Origin of the sequence: Falsiruegeria mediterranea M17 (assembly GCF_900302455.1) — a bacterium.
Lineage (GTDB): Bacteria > Pseudomonadota > Alphaproteobacteria > Rhodobacterales > Rhodobacteraceae > Falsiruegeria > Falsiruegeria mediterranea.
On the sequence record NZ_ONZG01000004.1, the window covers coordinates 307,322 to 326,185 of the forward strand.

At 59.9% G+C, this 18,864-nt stretch carries 19 protein-coding genes; 3 read left to right on the top strand and 16 right to left on the bottom strand.

Annotated features, from left to right (window positions below):
• Positions 1-67 precede the first annotated feature (67 nt).
• Positions 68-1,075 (top strand): helix-turn-helix domain-containing protein, encoded by a 1,008-nt coding sequence (locus TRM7615_RS10010; RefSeq protein ID WP_165821405.1) that lies wholly within the window; start codon positions 68-70, stop codon positions 1,073-1,075.
• A 35-nt stretch (positions 1,076-1,110) separates the two neighbouring features.
• On the opposite strand, the gene TRM7615_RS10015 is transcribed toward TRM7615_RS10010, so the two are convergent.
• From TRM7615_RS10015 to TRM7615_RS10065, 11 genes are all read right to left on the bottom strand, one after another.
• Entirely contained in the window at positions 1,111-1,947 is an 837-nt protein-coding gene (locus TRM7615_RS10015; protein ID WP_108787000.1) for an alkaline phosphatase family protein, read from the bottom strand.
• Positions 1,948-2,197: 250 nt separating this feature from the next.
• Positions 2,198-2,899 carry a hypothetical protein gene (locus TRM7615_RS10020; RefSeq protein ID WP_125133667.1) on the bottom strand — a complete coding sequence of 234 codons (702 nt, stop codon included), beginning with the start codon at positions 2,897-2,899 and terminating at the stop codon, positions 2,198-2,200.
• Positions 2,900-3,014: 115 nt separating this feature from the next.
• The gene (locus TRM7615_RS10025) at positions 3,015-4,652 is read right to left on the bottom strand and encodes an ABC transporter ATP-binding protein (RefSeq protein WP_108787004.1); all 1,638 of its coding nucleotides are present in this window, start codon (positions 4,650-4,652) and stop codon (positions 3,015-3,017) included.
• On the bottom strand, positions 4,649-5,464 hold the full coding sequence (locus TRM7615_RS10030; RefSeq protein ID WP_108787306.1) for an ABC transporter permease: 816 nt from the start codon (positions 5,462-5,464) through the stop codon (positions 4,649-4,651). The genes TRM7615_RS10025 and TRM7615_RS10030 overlap by 4 nt, the downstream gene beginning before the upstream one ends.
• Positions 5,464-6,420, bottom strand: a complete 957-nt coding sequence (locus TRM7615_RS10035) for an ABC transporter permease (protein ID WP_108787006.1) — start codon at positions 6,418-6,420, stop codon at positions 5,464-5,466. The genes TRM7615_RS10030 and TRM7615_RS10035 overlap by 1 nt, the downstream gene beginning before the upstream one ends.
• Before the next feature lie 12 nt (positions 6,421-6,432).
• Positions 6,433-8,022 carry an ABC transporter substrate-binding protein gene (locus tag TRM7615_RS10040; RefSeq protein WP_108787008.1) on the bottom strand — a complete coding sequence of 530 codons (1,590 nt, stop codon included), beginning with the start codon at positions 8,020-8,022 and terminating at the stop codon, positions 6,433-6,435.
• A gap of 118 nt (positions 8,023-8,140) precedes the next feature.
• Positions 8,141-10,135: a CocE/NonD family hydrolase gene (locus tag TRM7615_RS10045; RefSeq protein ID WP_108787010.1), complete on the bottom strand. Its 1,995-nt coding sequence runs from the start codon at positions 10,133-10,135 to the stop codon at positions 8,141-8,143.
• Positions 10,136-10,224: 89 nt separating this feature from the next.
• Positions 10,225-11,328: a DUF4147 domain-containing protein gene (locus tag TRM7615_RS10050; RefSeq protein ID WP_108787012.1), complete on the bottom strand. Its 1,104-nt coding sequence runs from the start codon at positions 11,326-11,328 to the stop codon at positions 10,225-10,227.
• Complete coding sequence (gene dtd, locus TRM7615_RS10055; protein WP_108787014.1) at positions 11,325-11,765, bottom strand: D-aminoacyl-tRNA deacylase; 441 nt, start codon at positions 11,763-11,765, stop codon at positions 11,325-11,327. The genes TRM7615_RS10050 and dtd overlap by 4 nt, the downstream gene beginning before the upstream one ends.
• Complete coding sequence (locus TRM7615_RS10060; protein WP_108787016.1) at positions 11,762-12,664, bottom strand: carbohydrate kinase family protein; 903 nt, start codon at positions 12,662-12,664, stop codon at positions 11,762-11,764. Before TRM7615_RS10060 ends, dtd begins: the two co-directional genes overlap by 4 nt.
• A complete protein-coding gene (locus TRM7615_RS10065; protein ID WP_108787017.1) occupies positions 12,652-13,320 on the bottom strand; it encodes a nitroreductase in 669 nt (222 codons plus the stop codon). The genes TRM7615_RS10060 and TRM7615_RS10065 overlap by 13 nt, the downstream gene beginning before the upstream one ends.
• Positions 13,321-13,551: 231 nt before the next feature.
• Between TRM7615_RS10065 and TRM7615_RS10070 the strand changes: the two genes are divergently transcribed.
• Both TRM7615_RS10070 and TRM7615_RS10075 read left to right on the top strand, forming a co-directional pair.
• Positions 13,552-13,869, top strand: a complete 318-nt coding sequence (locus TRM7615_RS10070; RefSeq protein ID WP_108787019.1) for a DMT family transporter — start codon at positions 13,552-13,554, stop codon at positions 13,867-13,869.
• 18 nt (positions 13,870-13,887) lie between these two features.
• Complete coding sequence (locus tag TRM7615_RS10075) at positions 13,888-14,508, top strand: cysteine hydrolase family protein (protein WP_108787021.1); 621 nt, start codon at positions 13,888-13,890, stop codon at positions 14,506-14,508.
• Between the two features lie 13 nt (positions 14,509-14,521).
• Here the strand turns inward: TRM7615_RS10075 and TRM7615_RS10080 are convergent, their stop codons facing one another.
• The 5 genes from TRM7615_RS10080 to TRM7615_RS10100 all read right to left on the bottom strand — a co-directional run bounded on the left by TRM7615_RS10080 (position 14,522) and on the right by TRM7615_RS10100 (position 18,833).
• The gene (locus TRM7615_RS10080) at positions 14,522-15,658 is read right to left on the bottom strand and encodes a TFIIB-type zinc ribbon-containing protein (RefSeq protein WP_108787023.1); all 1,137 of its coding nucleotides are present in this window, start codon (positions 15,656-15,658) and stop codon (positions 14,522-14,524) included.
• 7 nt (positions 15,659-15,665) lie between these two features.
• Positions 15,666-15,908, bottom strand: a complete 243-nt coding sequence (locus TRM7615_RS10085) for a hypothetical protein (RefSeq protein ID WP_108787025.1) — start codon at positions 15,906-15,908, stop codon at positions 15,666-15,668.
• Between the two features lie 12 nt (positions 15,909-15,920).
• Positions 15,921-16,448, bottom strand: a complete 528-nt coding sequence (locus TRM7615_RS10090) for a cytochrome b (protein WP_108787027.1) — start codon at positions 16,446-16,448, stop codon at positions 15,921-15,923.
• A 3-nt stretch (positions 16,449-16,451) separates the two neighbouring features.
• On the bottom strand, positions 16,452-17,597 hold the full coding sequence (locus TRM7615_RS10095) for an SPFH domain-containing protein (protein ID WP_108787029.1): 1,146 nt from the start codon (positions 17,595-17,597) through the stop codon (positions 16,452-16,454).
• 303 nt (positions 17,598-17,900) lie between these two features.
• Positions 17,901-18,833 (bottom strand): DUF2927 domain-containing protein, encoded by a 933-nt coding sequence (locus TRM7615_RS10100; protein WP_108787031.1) that lies wholly within the window; start codon positions 18,831-18,833, stop codon positions 17,901-17,903.
• Positions 18,834-18,864 lie beyond the last annotated feature (31 nt).

Sequence of the window (18,864 nt, forward strand, 5' to 3'; positions counted from 1 at the left end):
CCCCTATGTTACGCGGGGATCGGGCCCGCGCGTTATCGCGCCTGTGCAGGAGGTTGGGAGGGAGCATTTGAAAAATACCGCTGCATTATCAAATGCCTGCATGCCGGGCTACGTGCTTAGCGCGAACCCTGGGTTGATATGGGACGCGCGCTATAGCGATTTCGACGCACAGTCGCAGCGGCTCGTCGGGCACGACCAAAGCTATGTCCAGCTGTCGCCCGGAACCTTTGAGGGGCGTTTTCTGTCCTGCACCCTAGGGCCGGATATCGCCATTCACATCGAACATTGCAATCAAGCGTTGGAACAGCAGTTGTCGGGACACTCGACAGCTCTGTCGATTGGGGTGGCCATCCAAGGGCGGCAGAGCTTTCTCGCCAATGGTGAAGGGTTGTCGCCTGACGACATTCTCTTCATTCCACCCGGCAGCGATCTGCATCTGCTCAGCCCAGTGAACGGGGCGGTCTTGGCGATCACGGTGCAGGACAGCTGCCTTGCATCGTATGCCGACCTTTCGGACCCCTTGCGGACCTACCTGCATGAGACGCCCGAGGTCCGCATTCTGCGCAATCCCCAATTGGCCCGCCGCATTCGCGAGGATGTGGTGCAGGCCATAGAAGGGTGCAACCGCGTGGACTGTTCCCAACAAGAGGCCGCGCGCATCGGGCACGCCTTGCTGACAGGCCTGTTTGCGAAACTGTCCATCGACCTATGCGCCCTGCCAGGGGGCGATCACGGGCAGATCCGGCAGTCTTATGATCGGTTCATGGCCTGTCGGGACACGATCCTGAGGGGCTGGGAACAGGTGCATGATCTGGACGCGTTGACGGATCAGACAGGTATCAAGCGGCGATCGCTTCAGCAGGCGTTTACCTCGCATGTCTCGGCCGGGCCGCTGACCTATCATCGGATCATCCGGCTGCATCTGGTGCGCCGGGCGTTGTTAGATGAGACCTTTCAAAGCGACAGCATCGGCGATATCGCCGCGCGGTTCGGGTTCTGGAACTGGAGCCAGTTCACCCAGCATTACCGCAGTCATTTCGGCGAGGTGCCGTCACAAACGCGGGCTGTGAATTGAAAGGGGAGGGCCGTTTGGCACTCCCCTGAAGTGACTTACTTGAGGAAGGGTTCAGCCTTCATCGTGTCGGCCACCGGGGCGCCCATCATCGACAGGATCGTCGGGGCCAGTTGCAGCTGGTCGATCACATAGTCCTCGGCCGGGCCTTCGGCTTCGCCGAAGTAATACAGCGCCGTTTCCTGCTGCAGGGGCCCGCGTCCGCCGTGGTGGCCACGTTCGTCCTGACCATGATCGGCTGTGACGATCACGTCATAACCCAACTGCCGCCAACGCGGTATGAAGGGGGCCAGCATTTCGTCCATCACAAAACAAGCGTGGTCCATCTGCTGGCAGTCGTGGAAAAAGCGGTGCCCCATGCTGTCGAGTGTGCAGGTGTGCAGGATGCCATAGTCCAGCCCGAACCGCAGGGCCAGATTGGTGAGCGTTCCAAACAGATCCACATCCGACGGGGTCATCTGGTTGTCGTGGCCATAGCCTGTCATCGAATGAAAGCGGCCGTGGTTGATCGTCTTGCTCTCGGGCTCGTCATATTCGATGTCGCGGACATAATCGAACGGGTGGCGGTTGAAAAACTGCGACCAGAAGCTGTGGGTCACAGCACCCGTCACGCCGCCACCTTCGCGCACCTGGCTAAAGATGTCCTTGTGGCTCAGCCGGAACACGTTGCCGTTTCCGGTGCAGCTGTGCTCGGCAGGGGCCACGCCCGTGTGGATCGAGGCATAGCAGCTGGCCGAGATCGACGGTAGCACGGCGCGCAGCTTCCACACGCGGGCGTCTCCGCTGTCGACCCACCCTTCGAGGTTGCCGAACAAACGGCGGAAGTTGCGCCAGGGCACACCGTCGAGAATGATCAAAAGAACTTTCCGGTCCATCGCGATCTCCTTTTCGCGTCACGGGTTTTGTCGACCTTAGGGGGCCTGTTGGGCCGTGCAGGTCCATTCACGCCCCCAATAGTAAAATCCCGACGCCTGCCAAGGTGCAAAACGCCGGGATTTCAAATCTTCATCGAAGTGTCACGGAATACCAGCAAAAAAACGGACAGGTATAGATTGGTTCAGGTTTTTGGACTGCTGGAAATCAAGGCGGCCAAGTTGCTTGCTTGCTCTTCTTGATCCTCGTGTTTTAGTTGTTTCGCTCAACCAGTTTTTCAAACTTGCTTCGGGCATAGGACGGGGTGCGGCGGGTCAAATAGACGATTTGATACCGCGCGTTATGCACAACAAGTGTAAATCTGTCGTTACCTTCATTTTGGTAATACCCTTTTAGCTTGCCAAAGTTCTTGCACGTCATGTCGACGGACTTCTGGCTTGGGGTGGTGCCAAAGCTACACTGCTTTGTGAAACGTCTGTCGAAGACATCCCAAGATCTGTCATCGTAGGAGTTGGTTTCGATGAGCGCTGGAGCTTCGGAAATCGAGCCGGTAGACAGATCACGAACCATCATGAACGCCGCCTGCACCCGGTTATTGTAGGCCGCGTTTTTTGGATGATCCGTTAGAGCTCTGTTTTCCATGACGAATCCACTGTTCTCTACACAGTGTTCCACTTCGGCGTTGGTGAACCCGACAGCCTGCATCCGGCGAGCTAGATCATTGCGAAACGCGCGTTTGGCATCCTTGTTCGCACTTGGCCGCGAGCTCCACCAAAACAAGGAGGGGCAGTAGGGTTTTGTGCTCGCGTAGACGCTCTTCACGTTCTTGCTCTTCATGTACGAGAGATACTCTTCAATGAATTCAGAGTTCTTGGCCAGAGTGTTCAGCTGTTGCGCAAGGGTGGGAGCAGCTGAGAGTGCGAGTGTGGCGCACAAGATAATTCGGAAAAACAACTGTAGGATCCATTACATTCGCAATACACTTTAAAATAATATTGGCGCATTTTGTATTCAAGCAAAATGCGCCAATTTCAGTGCACTTTCCCAATTTGGGGGTATCGGCTCTGGATCAGTTGCCGGCACTCTCCATCTTGCGGTTGGCGACCACCTCTTCCAGCCAGCCCAGGCGCATCTCGGGAACCGAGCTGAGCAGGAGGTCGGTGTAGTCGTCGAACGGCGGGCTGAGCACCTCGGACTTTGACCCATAGCGCGCAACACGGCCCTGATACATCACCGCGATGCTGTCGCTGATCGCGCGGACCGTCGCCAGATCGTGAGTGATGAACAGATAGGCCACATTCTCGATCTTCTGCAAATCCAGCAGCAGCTTGAGAATGCCGTCCGCCACCAGCGGGTCGAGCGCCGATGTCACCTCGTCACAAATGATCATCTTGGGCTTGGCCGCCAATGAGCGCGCGATACAGACACGCTGTTTCTGCCCTCCTGACAGCTCCGCCGGATAGCGATCCATGAACTTTTCGCCCAGTTCGATCTCGTCCAGAAGATCAATAAGCCGCTTGCGCTTTTCTTCTCCCCGCAGGCCGAAGTAGAACTCCAGCGGACGCCCGATGATGGTGCCAACCGTCTGGCGCGGGTTCATCGCCGTGTCCGCCATCTGATAGATCATCTGCAATTCACGCAGATCTTCCAGCGAACGGCCAGCCAGATCATTACTGAGCGTGCGCCCGGCAAAGTCGATCTGCCCGTCGCGCGGTGGCAACAGGCCGGTGATGACGCGGGCAAGTGTCGATTTGCCTGACCCGGATTCGCCCACCACGGCTAGGGTCTGACCGGGGTGCAAATCGACGTTGACGTTGTGCAGAACGTCAAAGTTGGTCCCTTTGTAGCGTGCAGTGATATTCTTGACGCTCAGCACCGGTTCCGGGGTCGGGGCCTTCTCCTCGTGCTCGATCGACCGAACTGAGACCAGCGCCTGCGTGTATTCATCCTGCGGGCGGTTGATGATCTGGTCGGTGTCCCCGTATTCGATGGTGTTGCCCATTCGCAGAACCATGATGTCGTCGCTTACCTGCGCCACAACCGCCAGGTCGTGGGTGATGTAGAGCGCGGCAACACCGGTGTCTGCGATGGCCTCTTTGATCGCCATCAGAACGTCGATTTGCGTGGTCACGTCCAGAGCCGTTGTCGGCTCGTCAAACACCACCAGATCAGGCTCGGGGCAGAGCGCAAGAGCGGTCATGCAACGTTGCAACTGACCACCGGATACCTGGTGCGGATACCGCTCTCCGATGTTGTCCGGATCGGGCAGACCCAGCTTGGCAAAAAGCGTGCGTGCACGCTGTTCGGCGTCCTTGCGGCTGAACTTCTTCTGTTCTACTGCCGCTTCAATCACCTGATCCATGATCTTCTTGGCAGGGTTGAACGAGGCCGCCGCCGACTGCGACACGTATGTCACTTCGGCGCCGCGCAGCTTGCGGATGTCCTTGATCCCGGTTTTCAGGATGTCACGGCCATTGACCCAAACCTCGCCTCCGGTGATCTTCACACCGCCCCGGCCATAAGCCATCGAGGCCAGACCGATGGTGGATTTACCAGCCCCGGATTCCCCGATCAGACCCAGCACCTTGCCGCGCTCGAGGTCGAAGTCGACCCCGTGCACGATGTCGATGTCATGAGGCTTTTCGCCCGGCGGATAGACCGTCGCACCGATCTTGAGGCCGCGTACTTTCAGCAGAGTGTCGCTCATCCGCGGCCTCCTTTCAGAGATGTGGTCCGGTTCAGAACCCAGTCAGCCACCAGGTTGACCGAGATCGCCAGCGTGGCGATGGCCACGGCAGGGTAGAGCGCCGCACCGATACCAAAGTTGATACCTTCCTTGTTCTCTTTCACAATGCCACCCCAATCTGCGAGCGGCGGCTGAACGCCAACACCCAGGAATGACAGGGTCGAGATGAACAGAACCATGAAGATGAACCGCAGGCCCAGTTCTGCCACCAGCGGCGACAGGGCGTTCGGCAGGATCTCACGGAAGATGATCCACTTGAGCTTTTCACCCCGCAGACGCGCGGCTTCGACATAGTCCATGACCGAGATGTCTACGGCGACCGCACGGGCCAAGCGATAAACACGAGTCGAGTCGAGCAGGCCCATGAGCACGATCAGGGTCACAACCGTGGCCTCGATCGATGACAGGATAACCAGCGCCAGGATCAGCGACGGGATCGACATGAACAGGTCAACCAGACGCGACAGCGCCATGTCGACCCAACCGCCCATGACGGCCGCAAAGAAGCCCAAGGTGGACCCGGTCGCAAAGCTCAAGATCGTCGCCAGGGTCGCGATCCAGATGGTGGTGCGCCCGCCGTAGATCATGCGGCTCAGCAGGTCGCGACCAATCTGGTCGGTGCCCAGCAGGTGCTCCGCTGACGAGGGTTCCCAAACGTCGCCCACAACCTCGGCCATGCCATAGGGGGCAATGACGGGGGCCAGGGCGGCAGCGATGAAATAGGTTGCCGTGATCACCAATCCGATCAGGGCTGAGAGAGGGATATTCTTCATCATTTTGGATGCCTCAGCCTTGGGTTGGTGAGAATGGACACGACATCGGCAAAGATGTTGAGCAGGATGTAGACCGCGGCAAAGATCACACCGCACGCCAGAACAACCGGCACATCACGTTTCACCACTGCGTCCACCAGATACTGTCCCATGCCGGGATAGGCGAACACCACCTCAACCACGACGACGCCCACAACCAGATAGGCCATGTTGATCATCACAACGTTGACGATCGGAGCAATGGCGTTCGGGAAGGCGTGACGCGCGATGACCTGGAAGCCGGTCAAACCCTTGAGCTCAGCGGTCTCGATATAGGCCGACTGCATCACGTTCAGGATCGCGGCGCGGGTCATGCGCATCATGTGCGCGAGAACCACCATCACCAGAACGGCCACGGGCAGAGCAATCGCGTGCAGCTTGTCCAGCAGGTCCATCGACGGCGAGATATTCGCAAATGACGGCGCCCAGAACAGCTTCACGGCGAAGAAGAAGATCAGGATATAGGCGATCATGAATTCCGGCAGCGAGATCGAGGCGAGCGTGACACCCGAAATCGCCTTGTCCGGCCAGCGGTTCTGATAGCGTACGGCAATCAGCCCAAGGAGAATGGCCAGCGGCACCGAGATCAACGCAGCCCAGAAGGCCAGGAACAGTGTGTTCGACATACGCGAAGCAACACTGGTTGCGATATCCAGTTTATTGGTAAGAGCGACACCCATGTCGCCAGTCAAAATTCCACCCAGCCATTCGAAATAGCGGGTCAGTGCGGGTCGGTTCAGACCCATCTCCTCGCGCAGGTTGGCAAGGGATTCAGCGGTTGCGGCTTGTCCCAGGATGGCTTGCGCTGCATCTCCGGGAAGGGCTTCGGTCAATCCAAAGATCAAGGCCGAAGCGGCGAGGAGCAGTAGGGCGCCCAACGCTAAGCGTTGAGCGACCAGTTTTACAATCGGATGCATCCGTTCTGGACCTTAGGCTTTCCAGGTCTTCTTGGACGCATACCAGTTCATGACCGGGCCGTTCGGATCGGGCTCATAACCTTGAACCGAATTCGAAACCGCGTCGATGAAGTCATTGAACATCGGCAGGATCAGGCCGCCTTCGTTGCGCAGCATCTGACCCATTTGCGAGTAGGTCTCTTTGCGCTTGGCTTCATCCAGCTCGGCACGTGCGGACAGGAGCATCTCGTCAAAGGCCGGGACCTTCCAACGGGTGTCGTTCCAATCTGCGCTCGACAGATAGGCTGTCGAATACATCTGGTCCTGCACCGGACGACCACCCCAGTACGAGCAGCAGAAGGGCTGCTTGTTCCAGACTTCCGACCAGTAGCCATCGTTAGGCTCACGCTTGATTTCCAGCGGAATGCCAGCGGCTTGCGCCGACTGCTGGAACAGAGCGGCCGCGTCCACAGCACCCGGGAAGGCGCCGTCTGCGGTGCGCAGGATGATCGGTGAACCGTCGTGGCCCGACTTCTCATAGTGCTCTTTGGCTTTTGCCAGATCGTGCTCACGCTGCGGGATCGTTTCGTCGAACAGCGGGTAGGCCGCGTTGATCGGCATGTCGTTGCCAACACCGCCATAGCCGCGCAGGATCTTTTCGACCATCTCTTCGCGGTTCACGGCATATTTCAGCGCCAGGCGCAGCTCGTTGACGTCGAACGGTGCCGTGTCCACGTGCATGATGAACACATAGTGGCCGCGACCCGACACGTTGCGAACCGCCAGGTTCGGCGCGCGATCGAGCAGCTGAGCGATCTTGGGTTCAACGCGGTTGATGATGTCGACCTGACCCGACTGCAACGCCGCGGTCCGCGCGGTCGCGTCGTTCAGAGTGATGACTTCAACACCGTCATAGTGCGCGACAGCGTCGCCGCCCCAGTAGTTCGGGTTGCGCTTGAACGTCATGCGCACGCCCGGCTCATCGCTTTCCAGCGTGTAAGGGCCGGTAGAAACCGCTTCGGTCGGGTTGTCGAAACCGCCGTTGGGCTGGATTGCCAGGTGATAGTCACCGATCAGGTACGGCATGTCAGCATTGCCGACGCCCAGTTTCAGTTCGAAGACGTCGCCGTCTGCACGCATCGACTCGATGCCTTTGACGATGCCCAGGGCACCCGACTGCGAATCTTCGTTGGTGTGACGCTCCATCGTGCGCATCACATCTTCGGCGGTTACAGATTTGCCGTTCGAGAATTCGATGCCCTGACGGATCTTGAAGCGCCAGGTCTTGGCGTCGGCTGAGCCTTCCCAGCTTTCCGCGACCAGACCTTCGAGGCTGCCGTCGGGGCCGACCTCGACCAGGGTTTCGGCCCAGTTGCGGCCGCCTGCGATCGGAACATCCGATGCCCAGAGTGCGGGGTCTTGCGAGTTGGTGGATTCACCGCCCTGAACACCCATCTTCAGAACACCGCCCTTGACCGGGCTGGCCGCCTTGGCGGCGTCGGCAAACATCGAGCTGGCGACAGCAGCTGAAACGCCCAGTGCCGCAGCTTTGCCCATGAACTCGCGACGGGTCATTTTCCCGGCCGTCACGTTCTGAGCCATATAGTCGAGTTGATCTTTCATTGATTACTCCCGTTGAGTGGTCGCGCGGTTTGCGCTGTTTTTGTTGATTGGTGAGTCAAGGTTTGCGTATTTCCCCCCATCGGGCAAGCCTCAATGCAGGGGTTTGCCCGGACCGAAGTTACATTTCGGTTCTTGGAATTTTATCACTCAGGTCGCGTTTGTACACAAGGGTGTCGCTTTCATAGGCAAACAAGCTGGCTTTGAGGTGGAAATCCGCGTGATCGGCCCACATTTCACAATGCGTTTCGGTTCGAATATTCCAGTCGCCTCGTCCCATTTCATCGGTCCAATGGCAGGTTCCGCGTGCAGAAAGCGGGTCATCGGGGTGAATCACCCATGTCTCGCGCGCGACACTGGCGGTCATCAAACCGTGGTCGTCGTCTATGGTTCGTCCGTTGTCGTCTTCGATGATCAAGCGCACGTCGCCGGTGGCCTCATCGATCTCGGTGCGACGCGTGTTGGAGCCGTCTTTCAGAACCGTTATCTTCCACGGCTCGTCCGCGTCTGCCAGAGGAAAGGTCCATTCGTCTTTGGAGCCGGCGGGGCGCATCGGCAGATCAATCTGGCCTTGGGTAAGCGTCAGTGTGGGCCGCTCGGGCGAAGGCCAGATCATCGGCCAGTAGCTGGTCGAGACCGCAATCCGCAAACGGTGACCCCTTGGCACGCGGTATGCGATGTGATCCAGGTCGAGTGTGATGTCATAGCTTTCGCCGGGTTTCAGCGGCGTGGGATCGCTGTGGCTGTTGCGATGGGTCAGGTTCAGAACGCCATAGGTGATCCGAGCCGAGGTGCCATCGGGCAGCACGTGGTTCAGCCGCACCGCAATCTGAGCCTGCGGCTTGTCCGAGGTGAGCGACAGCCGGATGCGCGGCGCGCCAACGATATCCAGATCTGCATCCAGGGGGTCACTGTCAAGGCAGCACGACAAGGCGTCATCCATGCGCTGATCGCCAGGCAGCTCTGGTCCGGCCCAGAAGCTTCCGTATTCACCGCATTCCATCCCGCAATGCAGCGGGGTGTTGATTTGCCTGTCCAGCGGCCCTTCTGCCCCCAGCCCGTGATCACTCAGGTGCCAGGTTTCGATGGGCAGATGAGATGTCGCCCCTTCGGCTTCGGCGATCCAGCGTCCGTCGCGGTGTTCGGACCGGCGTTCCGGGACTATTCCGTCCATCACATAGGCGCGGTAATCCGGATCATCCTCGGCCCCGTTCTCGATGCCTTTCAGCCAGCGATCCCACCAGCGCAGCGCCTCTTGCAAGAAGCCGATGCGCGGGCCAGGGATGGCGAAATGAGGGTACTTGTGGATCCACGGTCCGTTGATGCCTTTGGTTGGCACCGACAGGTTTTCCACCAGCAGGGGGACCGTGTTCATGTAACTGTCGCCCCAGCCGCTGAAGGTCAGCACCGGCGTGCGGATGGCCGAATAGTCCTCGCAGATCGAGCCGTGCTGCCAATAGGCGTCACGAGTCTGATGACGCAGCCACACCGTCGGCAGGAATGGTTCGTTCTCCAGCCGTTCCATCCACATGTCGCGCCAGGCTTCGCCCACCAGCGCCGGGTCAGGTGCCCGAGAGGAAAACGACCACATGGTCGCGCCCCAGCCCAGGTTCTCGTTCAGCAGGCAACCGCCCTTGTAGTGGATGTCGTCGGCGTAGCGATCCGCTGTTGAACACAGCGATACAACCGCCTTGAGCGGTTCTGGCTGCATCGCCGCCACCTGTAGCGCGTTGAACCCGCCCCAGCTGATCCCCATCATACCGATGGACCCGCTGCACCAGTCCTGCGCGGCCAGCCAGTTGATCACGTCGACCGCATCGTCGAGCTCTTGCTGAGTGTATTCATCCTCCATCAGCCCCTGGCTGTCGCCATTGCCCCGGATGTCGACCCGGACACAGGCATACCCGCGTTTGGCCATGTACGGGTGGGTCAGCGCATCGCGGGCGCAAGTGCCGTCGCGTTTGCGATAGGGCAGGTATTCAAGGATGGCTGGCACGGGTGCAGTGCCAGCGTTCTTGGGGCGCCAGATGCGGGCCGACAGGCGGCAGCCGTCTGACAGGGTGATTCCGACGTCGGGAAGCTCTTCGATGTCCAGCAGGGTATTCGGGCTTTTCATGCCCCTGACTGTCCCGGGCGACAAGCGACACGTCAAGCACTGGAAGCGACCGGCAAAATGCCATTCACGACAGTAGAACGTGCGACGGCTTAAGTGCGGATGGCGACAAGTAGGTCCATGACATTGGTGCCGGTGGGGCCTGTCATCAGCAAAGCGTTCTTCTGCGCCAGAAAAGACCCGCTGTCGGCAGCGGTCAAAAACGACTCTGCTGCGATGGTCCAGGTCGTCCCATCGACGATGCCACCGGCGGCATCTGTCGGCCCGTCGGTGCCATCGGTTCCGCCGACCAGAACGGTAAGTTCGGCCTCGCCATCGATCTCTTTGGCCAGTGCCAGAGCCAGCGCCTGGTTGCGGCCACCTTGGCCGGGGTTCTCAGGCAGAACGACGGTCGGCTCCCCACCCAGAATCAACACACCGCGCGGCATATTGCGGAGCTGCGCCCCCACCTGTGTTGCTAATGTGGGCAAGTCTTGATGAAGCGCTTCTGAATTGGCTACGATGTCCAATCCCAGCTCCGCGGCCTTGTTAGCCGCGGATGCGCGGGCATGTGCGTTGCTGGCAATGATGCGCGCCTGTGCCTGAAAATCATGGTGGTCCGGCAAGGCCCCAATGCCTGAGCCAATAACCATCAGGTCATCCCCCGGCACATCAGAAATCGCCAAAACGTCAACATGTGCGCCTTTGAAACCTGCCAGCAGATTGCCGCCCTTCACGTGCGAAATCTTGCGCCGTTCCGCGTTCATGGCTGTGATGTCCAACCCTTCGGCCAACAGGCGCGTGTTCAGTGCGGTCAGGTCGTCCAGGTCATGACCATCGACCAGATCCTCGGCCAGGGACGAGGCACCACCAGACACCAGCAACAAAAGCGAACTGTCCTTGGACATCGTTTCAATCGCTTGACACAACGCGCGCCCACCGGCCAGGCTGCGGGCGTCGGGCACAGGGTGGGCGGCTTCGATCAGTTCTATATCTTCGGGTAGGCCATCACCGTGGCCGTCCTTGGTCACCACCAGACAGGGCGTGCCGGGAAATCGATCCATTGCGGCCCGCGCCATCGCGGCTGCGGCTTTTCCCACGGCCAGAATGCGATCAGGGCGCGCGCTGTCCCTTAGCGCCAGTTCGGTTGCCGCGTAGCCGCCAACGGCATCCACACCTGCCTGCCAGATCGCGCGAGCTTGGTCCTGCGGGGTCATTCGGTGTCCATCCAGATCGTGACGGGACCATCGTTGAGCAAATCCACCGCCATGTCCGCGCCGAACTTGCCGGTGGCCAGCGGGATGCCCAGACCTGCGAGGCGGTCGGCAAAGTCGAGATACAGACGCTCTCCCTCATCGGGTCGCGCAGCCGTTGAAAAACCGGGCCGATTCCCGCGTGAGGTATCAGCCGCCAACGTGAATTGGCTGACGATCAGGGCCGAGCCGTCGATATCTTTGAGCGAACGGTTCATCTTGCCCGCCTCATCTTTGAAGATCCGCAGTTTCGAGATTTTGTTGGTCAGTTGCTCGGACTGCGCTTGGGTATCGCCCTGCATGGCGCAGATCAGGATCAGCAGACCTTGGCCGATCTCGCCGATAACCTCGCCCTCAACCGTGACCGAGGCGCGCGAAACACGTTGTATCAAAGCTCTCATTCGATGTCTTTCCGAGTGGGGGCATGTGCCCCGGGGTAACTGACGCTGTACGATGCCGCGCGGACGCCATAGGCGATGGCCTGGGCCAATGTGGGTTTGTCGATCTCTGCAATGGGTCCTAGCATATCTGCATGGGCCAGTGATGCGAGAACTCCGGCATTGAATGTGTCACCTGCGCCAACGGTGTCCTGCACCGTGACCTTGGGGGCAGGGGTCCTGTGCCGCCAATTCCCCATCCGCGCCTCGACCCCATCTGCGCCGCGTGTGTGCAACATCAGCTGATCGGGGCGCAGATCGGGCAGGGGGCCGAACCACGCCAGATCTTCGTCCGAGACCTTGATGATCGAAGCCCGGCGGATCAGCCGCCCCAGACGCGCGCGATAGCTTTCTGCGTCGCGGATCACGGATGGGCGAATGTTCAGGTCCAGCCACGTCAATCGATCCTTGGCGCACGCCATCAGCCGCTCAAACGCATCGGCTGCGGGCGCATGCACCAGGCTGATACCGCCAAAAATCAGGGCCTTTACCGTTTCTGAAAGTACGGGCAACTGGTCTGGCGTCAGGGACCGTCCGGCGCTGTTTTCATCATAAAGATCAAAGTGGATGCCACCCGGCTTTACCTGAGCAATTGCCAAAGACGAAGGTCTGTCGCTGCGGCGGGCCAGCGAGACATCGACCCCCTCGCGCCGCAAATGCTCGGACATGCGCTGGCCCATGGCATCCGTGGATAAAACCCCAACAAAGCCCACTGGCACCTCAAGGCGCGACAAGGCAACTGCGCAATTGACCGCCGCGCCCCCCACGACAGGAAGCAGAGCATCCGAGGTGTCGGCCTGCGGGACGAGATCCATCACAGCCTCGCCACAACATAAGATATGGGCGGGGTTCATCCCTGCCATGTCACCGTTTCATCCAGGCTTGCCCGTTGGGTTCTGAACCCATTGGCCGGGTGGTCCGTATCAGAATACCCAAAGGAAATGGCGCAGAGGATCAGCCGATCTTCGGGGATGTCGAAATAGCGGTGCAGGAACGGCCCGTATGAGGCAACAGCCGCCTGCGGGATCGTTGCAACGCCAAGCGCTTGGGCCGCCAAAGTAAAGGCCGCCACATAACCGCCGGTGTCCATCGCCCCATATGGGCCCAGATCCGCAGGGCTGTGCAAGATGGCGCAGTGCGGCGCGCCAAACAGGGCAAAGTTCTGCATCATCTGTTGCGCGGATCCCGCGCGGTCCCCTTTTTCGACCCCGACCGCTTCATACAGTGCCCAGCCACAGGTGCGGCGTCGATCTTGATAGACGCCGGTGTAGGCGGACGGGAACGGCAAGTCGGGCTTGGGGGCACCAGTTGCCACCTCGTTCTGCAAAGCTTCGCGAAAACTGTCGGTCTCGGCGCCGCTGGTGATCAGAACCTGCCAAGGCTGCGCGTTGCACCAGCTTGGCACGCGTTGCGCCGCTGTCAGGATCTGCTCGATCACGGCACGTGGCACCGGATCGGGGCGGAACGCGCGGCAAGAGTGGCGGCTGCTCAGCAGATCGTTCAAGGCGTCATAGGACATGGGCGGTTCTCCTCTTGGGCCGCACCTTGGCGGGGCAACCCGGCAGGTTCAAGCCCCGAGATGTGAAACCGGCGCGGGCGATCGGAATTTGCCGATACGTGGTCATACGCGGGATAAGCATGGAATTGACAGGCTGCAGCCACATCAATATCAAACCCTCATCCGCCTGCCGGGACGACCCGGCCTTTCCCGGGCTAATGTCAGGACGACCTGCCAAATTCGGTGGTCAACATGGCGTGGATTTTTCTACTGACAGCAGGCGCGTTGGAGGTTGCTTGGGCAACAGGGCTCAAGAAGCTTGCATCGGGTTTTTCGTGGACGCTTGGCGTGGTGACAGTTGTCGCCATGATTGCAAGCCTGATTGCGCTTTATGCGGCGATGTCGCGGCTTCCTTTGGGTATTGCCTATCCGATCTGGACGGGCATTGGCTCGGTCGGGGCGGTTGCCCTTGGCGTCCTGGCTTTTGGCCAACCCTTAACCGCAACCACCCTTCTCGGCGTGGCCTTCTTGCTTGTCGGGATGCTGATATTGGGCGCGGACGCGCATTGAGAACAAAGGAGCTTAAAAATGACCAGCAAAGCGAAACAGGCCCGCAACCTGATCGAGGGCAAGCCCGCCCTGATCGTCATCGACATTCAGAAAAGCACGTTCATCGATGACAGTGAAGTGCGCTCCATCGACAACATGCCCGGCTACAAGGATCGGATGATCGCGGCGCGGGATCTGGTCGATGCAGCCCATGACAATGATATCCCGGTGATCTTCATCCAAGAGGTTCACCGCCCCGATCTGATCGATTTCGGGCGCGAGCTGGACGGGGATGAGGACGTGCATTGCCTCGAAGGGGACCCGCGCACCGAAGTGGCCAAGGAAGAGATGGGATTTCGGCCCGGCGACTATGTGATTCCGAAACGACGATACTCGGCCTTTTTTGGCACGGATTTCGAGATCTTGCTCAGGGGGCTGAAGGCCGACACGCTGATCCTGTGCGGTGGCCTGACGGACGTCTGCGTGCACTACACATTTGTTGACGGGCACCAATCCGACTACTTCTGCCGCGTGGTCGAAGACTGCGTTGGCGGGTCCTCGATCCAAGCGCATGAGGCCGCGCTAAGGGCAATGGAATACCTGCAGACCGGGGCGGTGCAATCGCGTGCGACGGTGATCCAGGCCATGTCGGCTGCCTAGGCCCGAATGCGTGTCACTGGTTCGTGGCCACCAAATAGCCTAGGCCCGCGGCTGCTAGCAGACCCAGGGTCACGGCGATAGTGATCTTGATCGCTGACCAGGGGCGTTCGCCTTGCACCCGGCCCGTACGTCCATTGACAACAAAGCGATAGGTTTTGCCGCGATACTTATACGCGGCCAGCCAGACCGGCAGCAGAATATGCTTGAACGTCACATCCGAGATCGTGGTGTCGATGTCATGGATACGCTGTTGATCCCCACCGATGTCAAAGCGCACATCACGCTCGATCACGCGAGCCATGTGGCCGCGCGCCTCGGTGTAGCCGTCTTTCAGCTCGACGGTATAAGCCTCGGCCCGGAACCCGGCCAAGTATTGCGGCTGATAGGGCTCTAGCGCGGGCAAGTCCCAAGGTTCCAACGCGTCGGTGTAGGACTTTGGAAGGCTGGTCGAGGCCAAAACCAGCACATCGTCAAAGAACCGGGCGACACGGCCGGATTTGGGTGACCAACGGATCTTGGGTACCTGTTCGGTAACCTGCTTGCCGTCGCGCATGACGGTGCGCGTCTCATAATAAACGGTGCCGCGCTCGCCGCGATAGCTGGATTTGGTGTCGGCATCAAAGGTCCAGTAGGGGACATAGATGCCCTGCATCTTGCGGCCCTTGCGGGCGTATTCCTTCAGGCCATTCGGCGCGAACCACAGCGCACCCAGCCAATCGCTCATAGCCCCATGGGCTGAGCGTTCGTCCAAGGCAAACGGCAGCACTCCGCGTGGTTTTATGTGTCGATTGACTCCGGTGCCCGTGACAACGGGCGTTGCGCAAAACGGGCATTCGGCAGCGTGGGTGTCGGGATCGAACTCGACTTGAGCGGCGCAGTTTGGGCAGCTCAGGACGCGGGTTTCCTCGATCTCGGCCTCGGGCAGGTCTTGTGCCATGGCGGCGTCGAAATCCAGCTCACGCAGCGTTGCACCTTTCCACGGGCCTGCCTTGATCTCGCGGGAATGACCGCAATGGTCACAGCTCAGCGTGCCGTCAGTTGGATTGAACCGATAGTCTGCACCACAATTGTCGCAGGGAAAGCGATGTTCGTCCTTTGCCTGTTTCTGCGGGACGATGTCAGATGGAGGGGGCGGGGGCACAGGTGTCATCGGTGGCTCACTCGTCGCGTTGCAGATGGCAGAAGGCAGAACGTTTGTCCGTCGCCAGAACGTTTTTCATCATCGCGGCCACGCAGGCTCCGATGCGGTGAAAACTGGGACGTGCGTGGCGCAGAGGCAGGTTGCGCGCATAGGGACGTTGCCTGGGCGTCATGTGTTGTCGGCGCGGCGGAGGGCTGTGTTCGGACGAAGCCCAATTGTCCGGGCCACCCGTTCGGGGCTTGTCCACAGGCAGGGTCATCCAATCGCTCCGTCAAAGGTATTTGTGCCGAATTCGCGGAACCATGATACGCAGGGCGTTGTCCTTTAGCCAGAGGTGCCGCCACAGGTGAAAGCCGATATGGGCAACCACCACAAGGATGAGCGCGTCAAAGGCAAGCTCGTGAACGTCTTGCGCCAGGTCATGGATGGTTTTGCTGCCGAAGCCCGGGTTGATCTGGAGCCAACCAAAGGCGCGAATGGCAAAAGGCGCGGCAAGGCCGGCCATGGCACCAGTGGCGACAACAATCGGCATGCCCCATTGCAGGGCCTTGTGGGACAGCGGATGAAGGCGCTTGGTAACGCCCGGCAATTTTGGGCCAGGACGGCCTGCCAATCCTTTTCGCAGATAGATCAGGGTCCAAATGCCGACAACGATGGCCAGCAAAAGCCCCATGCCTGCATGGGTGCTGAGGCCAGCGCCGGGATCAGCGGGTACTTCATCGGGTTCGACCAGAAAGAAATATCCGATCAGCCCGGCGGACAGCCAGTGCATCCATTTCAGAACAGAACGTCGATTCATCGGTTACGCACCAGGCGGCGGTGGCGGCAGAATGGTGAAAAGCTGCGCCAGTTCCTGCACGTCTTCGGCGCGTTTCCATCCGTCTTGCCCGGCAGTCCAGACATAGGTTTCGCGTGTGATCTCTCCGCCTGTGGCCATGCGCCCCAACTTGGCTTTCGAGAAGGGACCGGATGTGACCCCATCCACCGCGATATGCCAGACATGCTCGACCGGCGGTGGCGGCGGCGGTGCAACAGGCGATGCCCCATGCGGCGCAGCGGGGGCGGGGCGGGTGCCCCATGGACCAGAGGGTTGACCCGCTGCCATCTGTCCCATTTGCTGGGCCATTGCCATGCCCATTCCCATGCCAAGGCCCGCGCCCATACCGCTGTTGGGGGTGCTGGCGGCGGCGGTCATTGCTTCGGCTGCCGAATACTGCGTGAACTTGCCCAGATCTCCTGCCAGTCCCATCGAGGTGCGCTTGTCCAGTGCCGCCTCGACGGCAGGGGGCAGTGAGATGTTTTCGATGTAAAACTCCGGCATCTCCAACCCATATCCTTCCAGCACGGGCGAGACTTCGGCTGCAATCAGCTTGCCCAGATCGGCGGTGTTGGCGGCCATGTCCAGAACCGGGATGCCCGAACCGGCAATGATGCGGGAAAACTCCTGCACGATGATATTGCGCACCTGGAACGAGATTTCGTCCATGGTGAATTCACCGTCCGTGCCCACGATCTCGATCAGGAAACGGGCTGGGTCCTTGACACGCACGGTGTAGGTGCCAAAGGCACGGATGCGGGTGGGGCCGAACTCGGGGTCGCGCAGCATGATCGGGTTCTTGGTGCCCCATTTGAGATCATTGAATCGCGTGGTGTTGACGAAGTAGATCTCGGACTTGAAAGGCGATTTGAACCCGTGATCCCAATGCTGCAGCGTCGTCATGATCGGCATGTTGTTGGTTTCGAGCATGTAGAGACCGGGCGTGAACACGTCCGCCAGCTGCCCCTCATGTACAAAAACCGCCGCTTGCCCTTCGCGCACAGTCAGCTTGGCTCCGTACTTGATCTCATGCCCTTCACGCTCGAACCGCCAGACCATCGTGTCCCGCGTATCATCGACCCAATGAATGACGTCGATGAACTGTCCCGAGAGAAAATCGAAAATACCCATGATCTGCAGCTCCCATGTCAATTGAGCGGAACTATACCGGTTCCGCCGGGCAAATCTATGCAAGACTGGTGTCCGTCGAAAGGGAGAAAGCACCTGAAATCATCCCCGTAGGCAGAAGTCGATGTTGTTTCAGGTCGGTGAAAATCAGCTCGGAGGGCTCCCGCCCTCGCATCATGCCCTGACGGGCCCTTGCTCCGTTGGGCCGCGCGCCTCGCCTGCGGCTCGGCGCAGCACTGACAGACGCAACCCTATGCTTCTGTCCAACACCGGAAGGAGAAGGCCTTACCGCTTGAACAAAACGACCTAGAGCGACTGCCCCATCGCTTCGCGTGCCAGAATGTTCACCACCGGGCGGGCCTCTTCCGCGGTGATGCCCTGTTTCAGCCGAGGATCGTAGAGCATCATCAACAGCTTCTCGTCATGGCTGGTCAGCAGCGCAAACTCATCGTCGTCGTTGAAGATCGAGGGCCGCGCGCGGGGGCTATCATTGGGTAGGCCCAGACCTTGGGCGATTTCCTCATGCACGCAGGACAGACGCACCAGGTCCGGATGCTCGGCCCGGATCAGCGCCACTGCGCGGGTGTAGTTGTAGGGCGTGCCGTTGCCTGAAACCGCCACCACCAGGCAATAGAACGACTGCGGCAGATCGCGGAAGATCGCCAGCTCTTCGCGGCTGATCGAGGGGATCAGCTGTTTCAGCCGCGCTTGCAGGAAATCGCTGTCGTCTTCTCCGGCGACAAAGACATGAAAATTCGCGTTCTTTGATGTCGTGCTGATCGGATGCCCCGTAATCCGGGCCAGTCGCGCCACATAGCCATCCACGCTGGCCCGGTCCGTAGCGCGCTGGTCCAGCGGAACAGAGGCGCCGAATTCGGTGTTCACCCGGACTGGCCCGCTCCATCGGCTGAGCTGGCCGCTTGATCCGCGACCCGAAGAGGTCAGCCCGCCAGGACGGTATTCGTCAAAGAATGCGATTGTTTCAAAGTTCCTGGCCAGATCGTTTGCGTCATAGGGCGTGTCCGGCCCGCCGCCATCGGTGCGCAGCAGGCCGCGCGTCAGCAGATCGTTCTGAACTTTCTCATAGTAGCGGGCCAGATCCTGGCTTGCCGCCGATTGGGGCGTCACCTCGTCCCCGACAGGGGCCAGCCCGGCTGGTCTGTTCTGGGGGAAGGGGGTCGTGCGCGGTGTCGGGTCACAGGCCGACAACGCCGCAAGGGCGGCCAATGCCGCCCCCATACGCCCGCCTATGCGACCCGTGAACCGCACC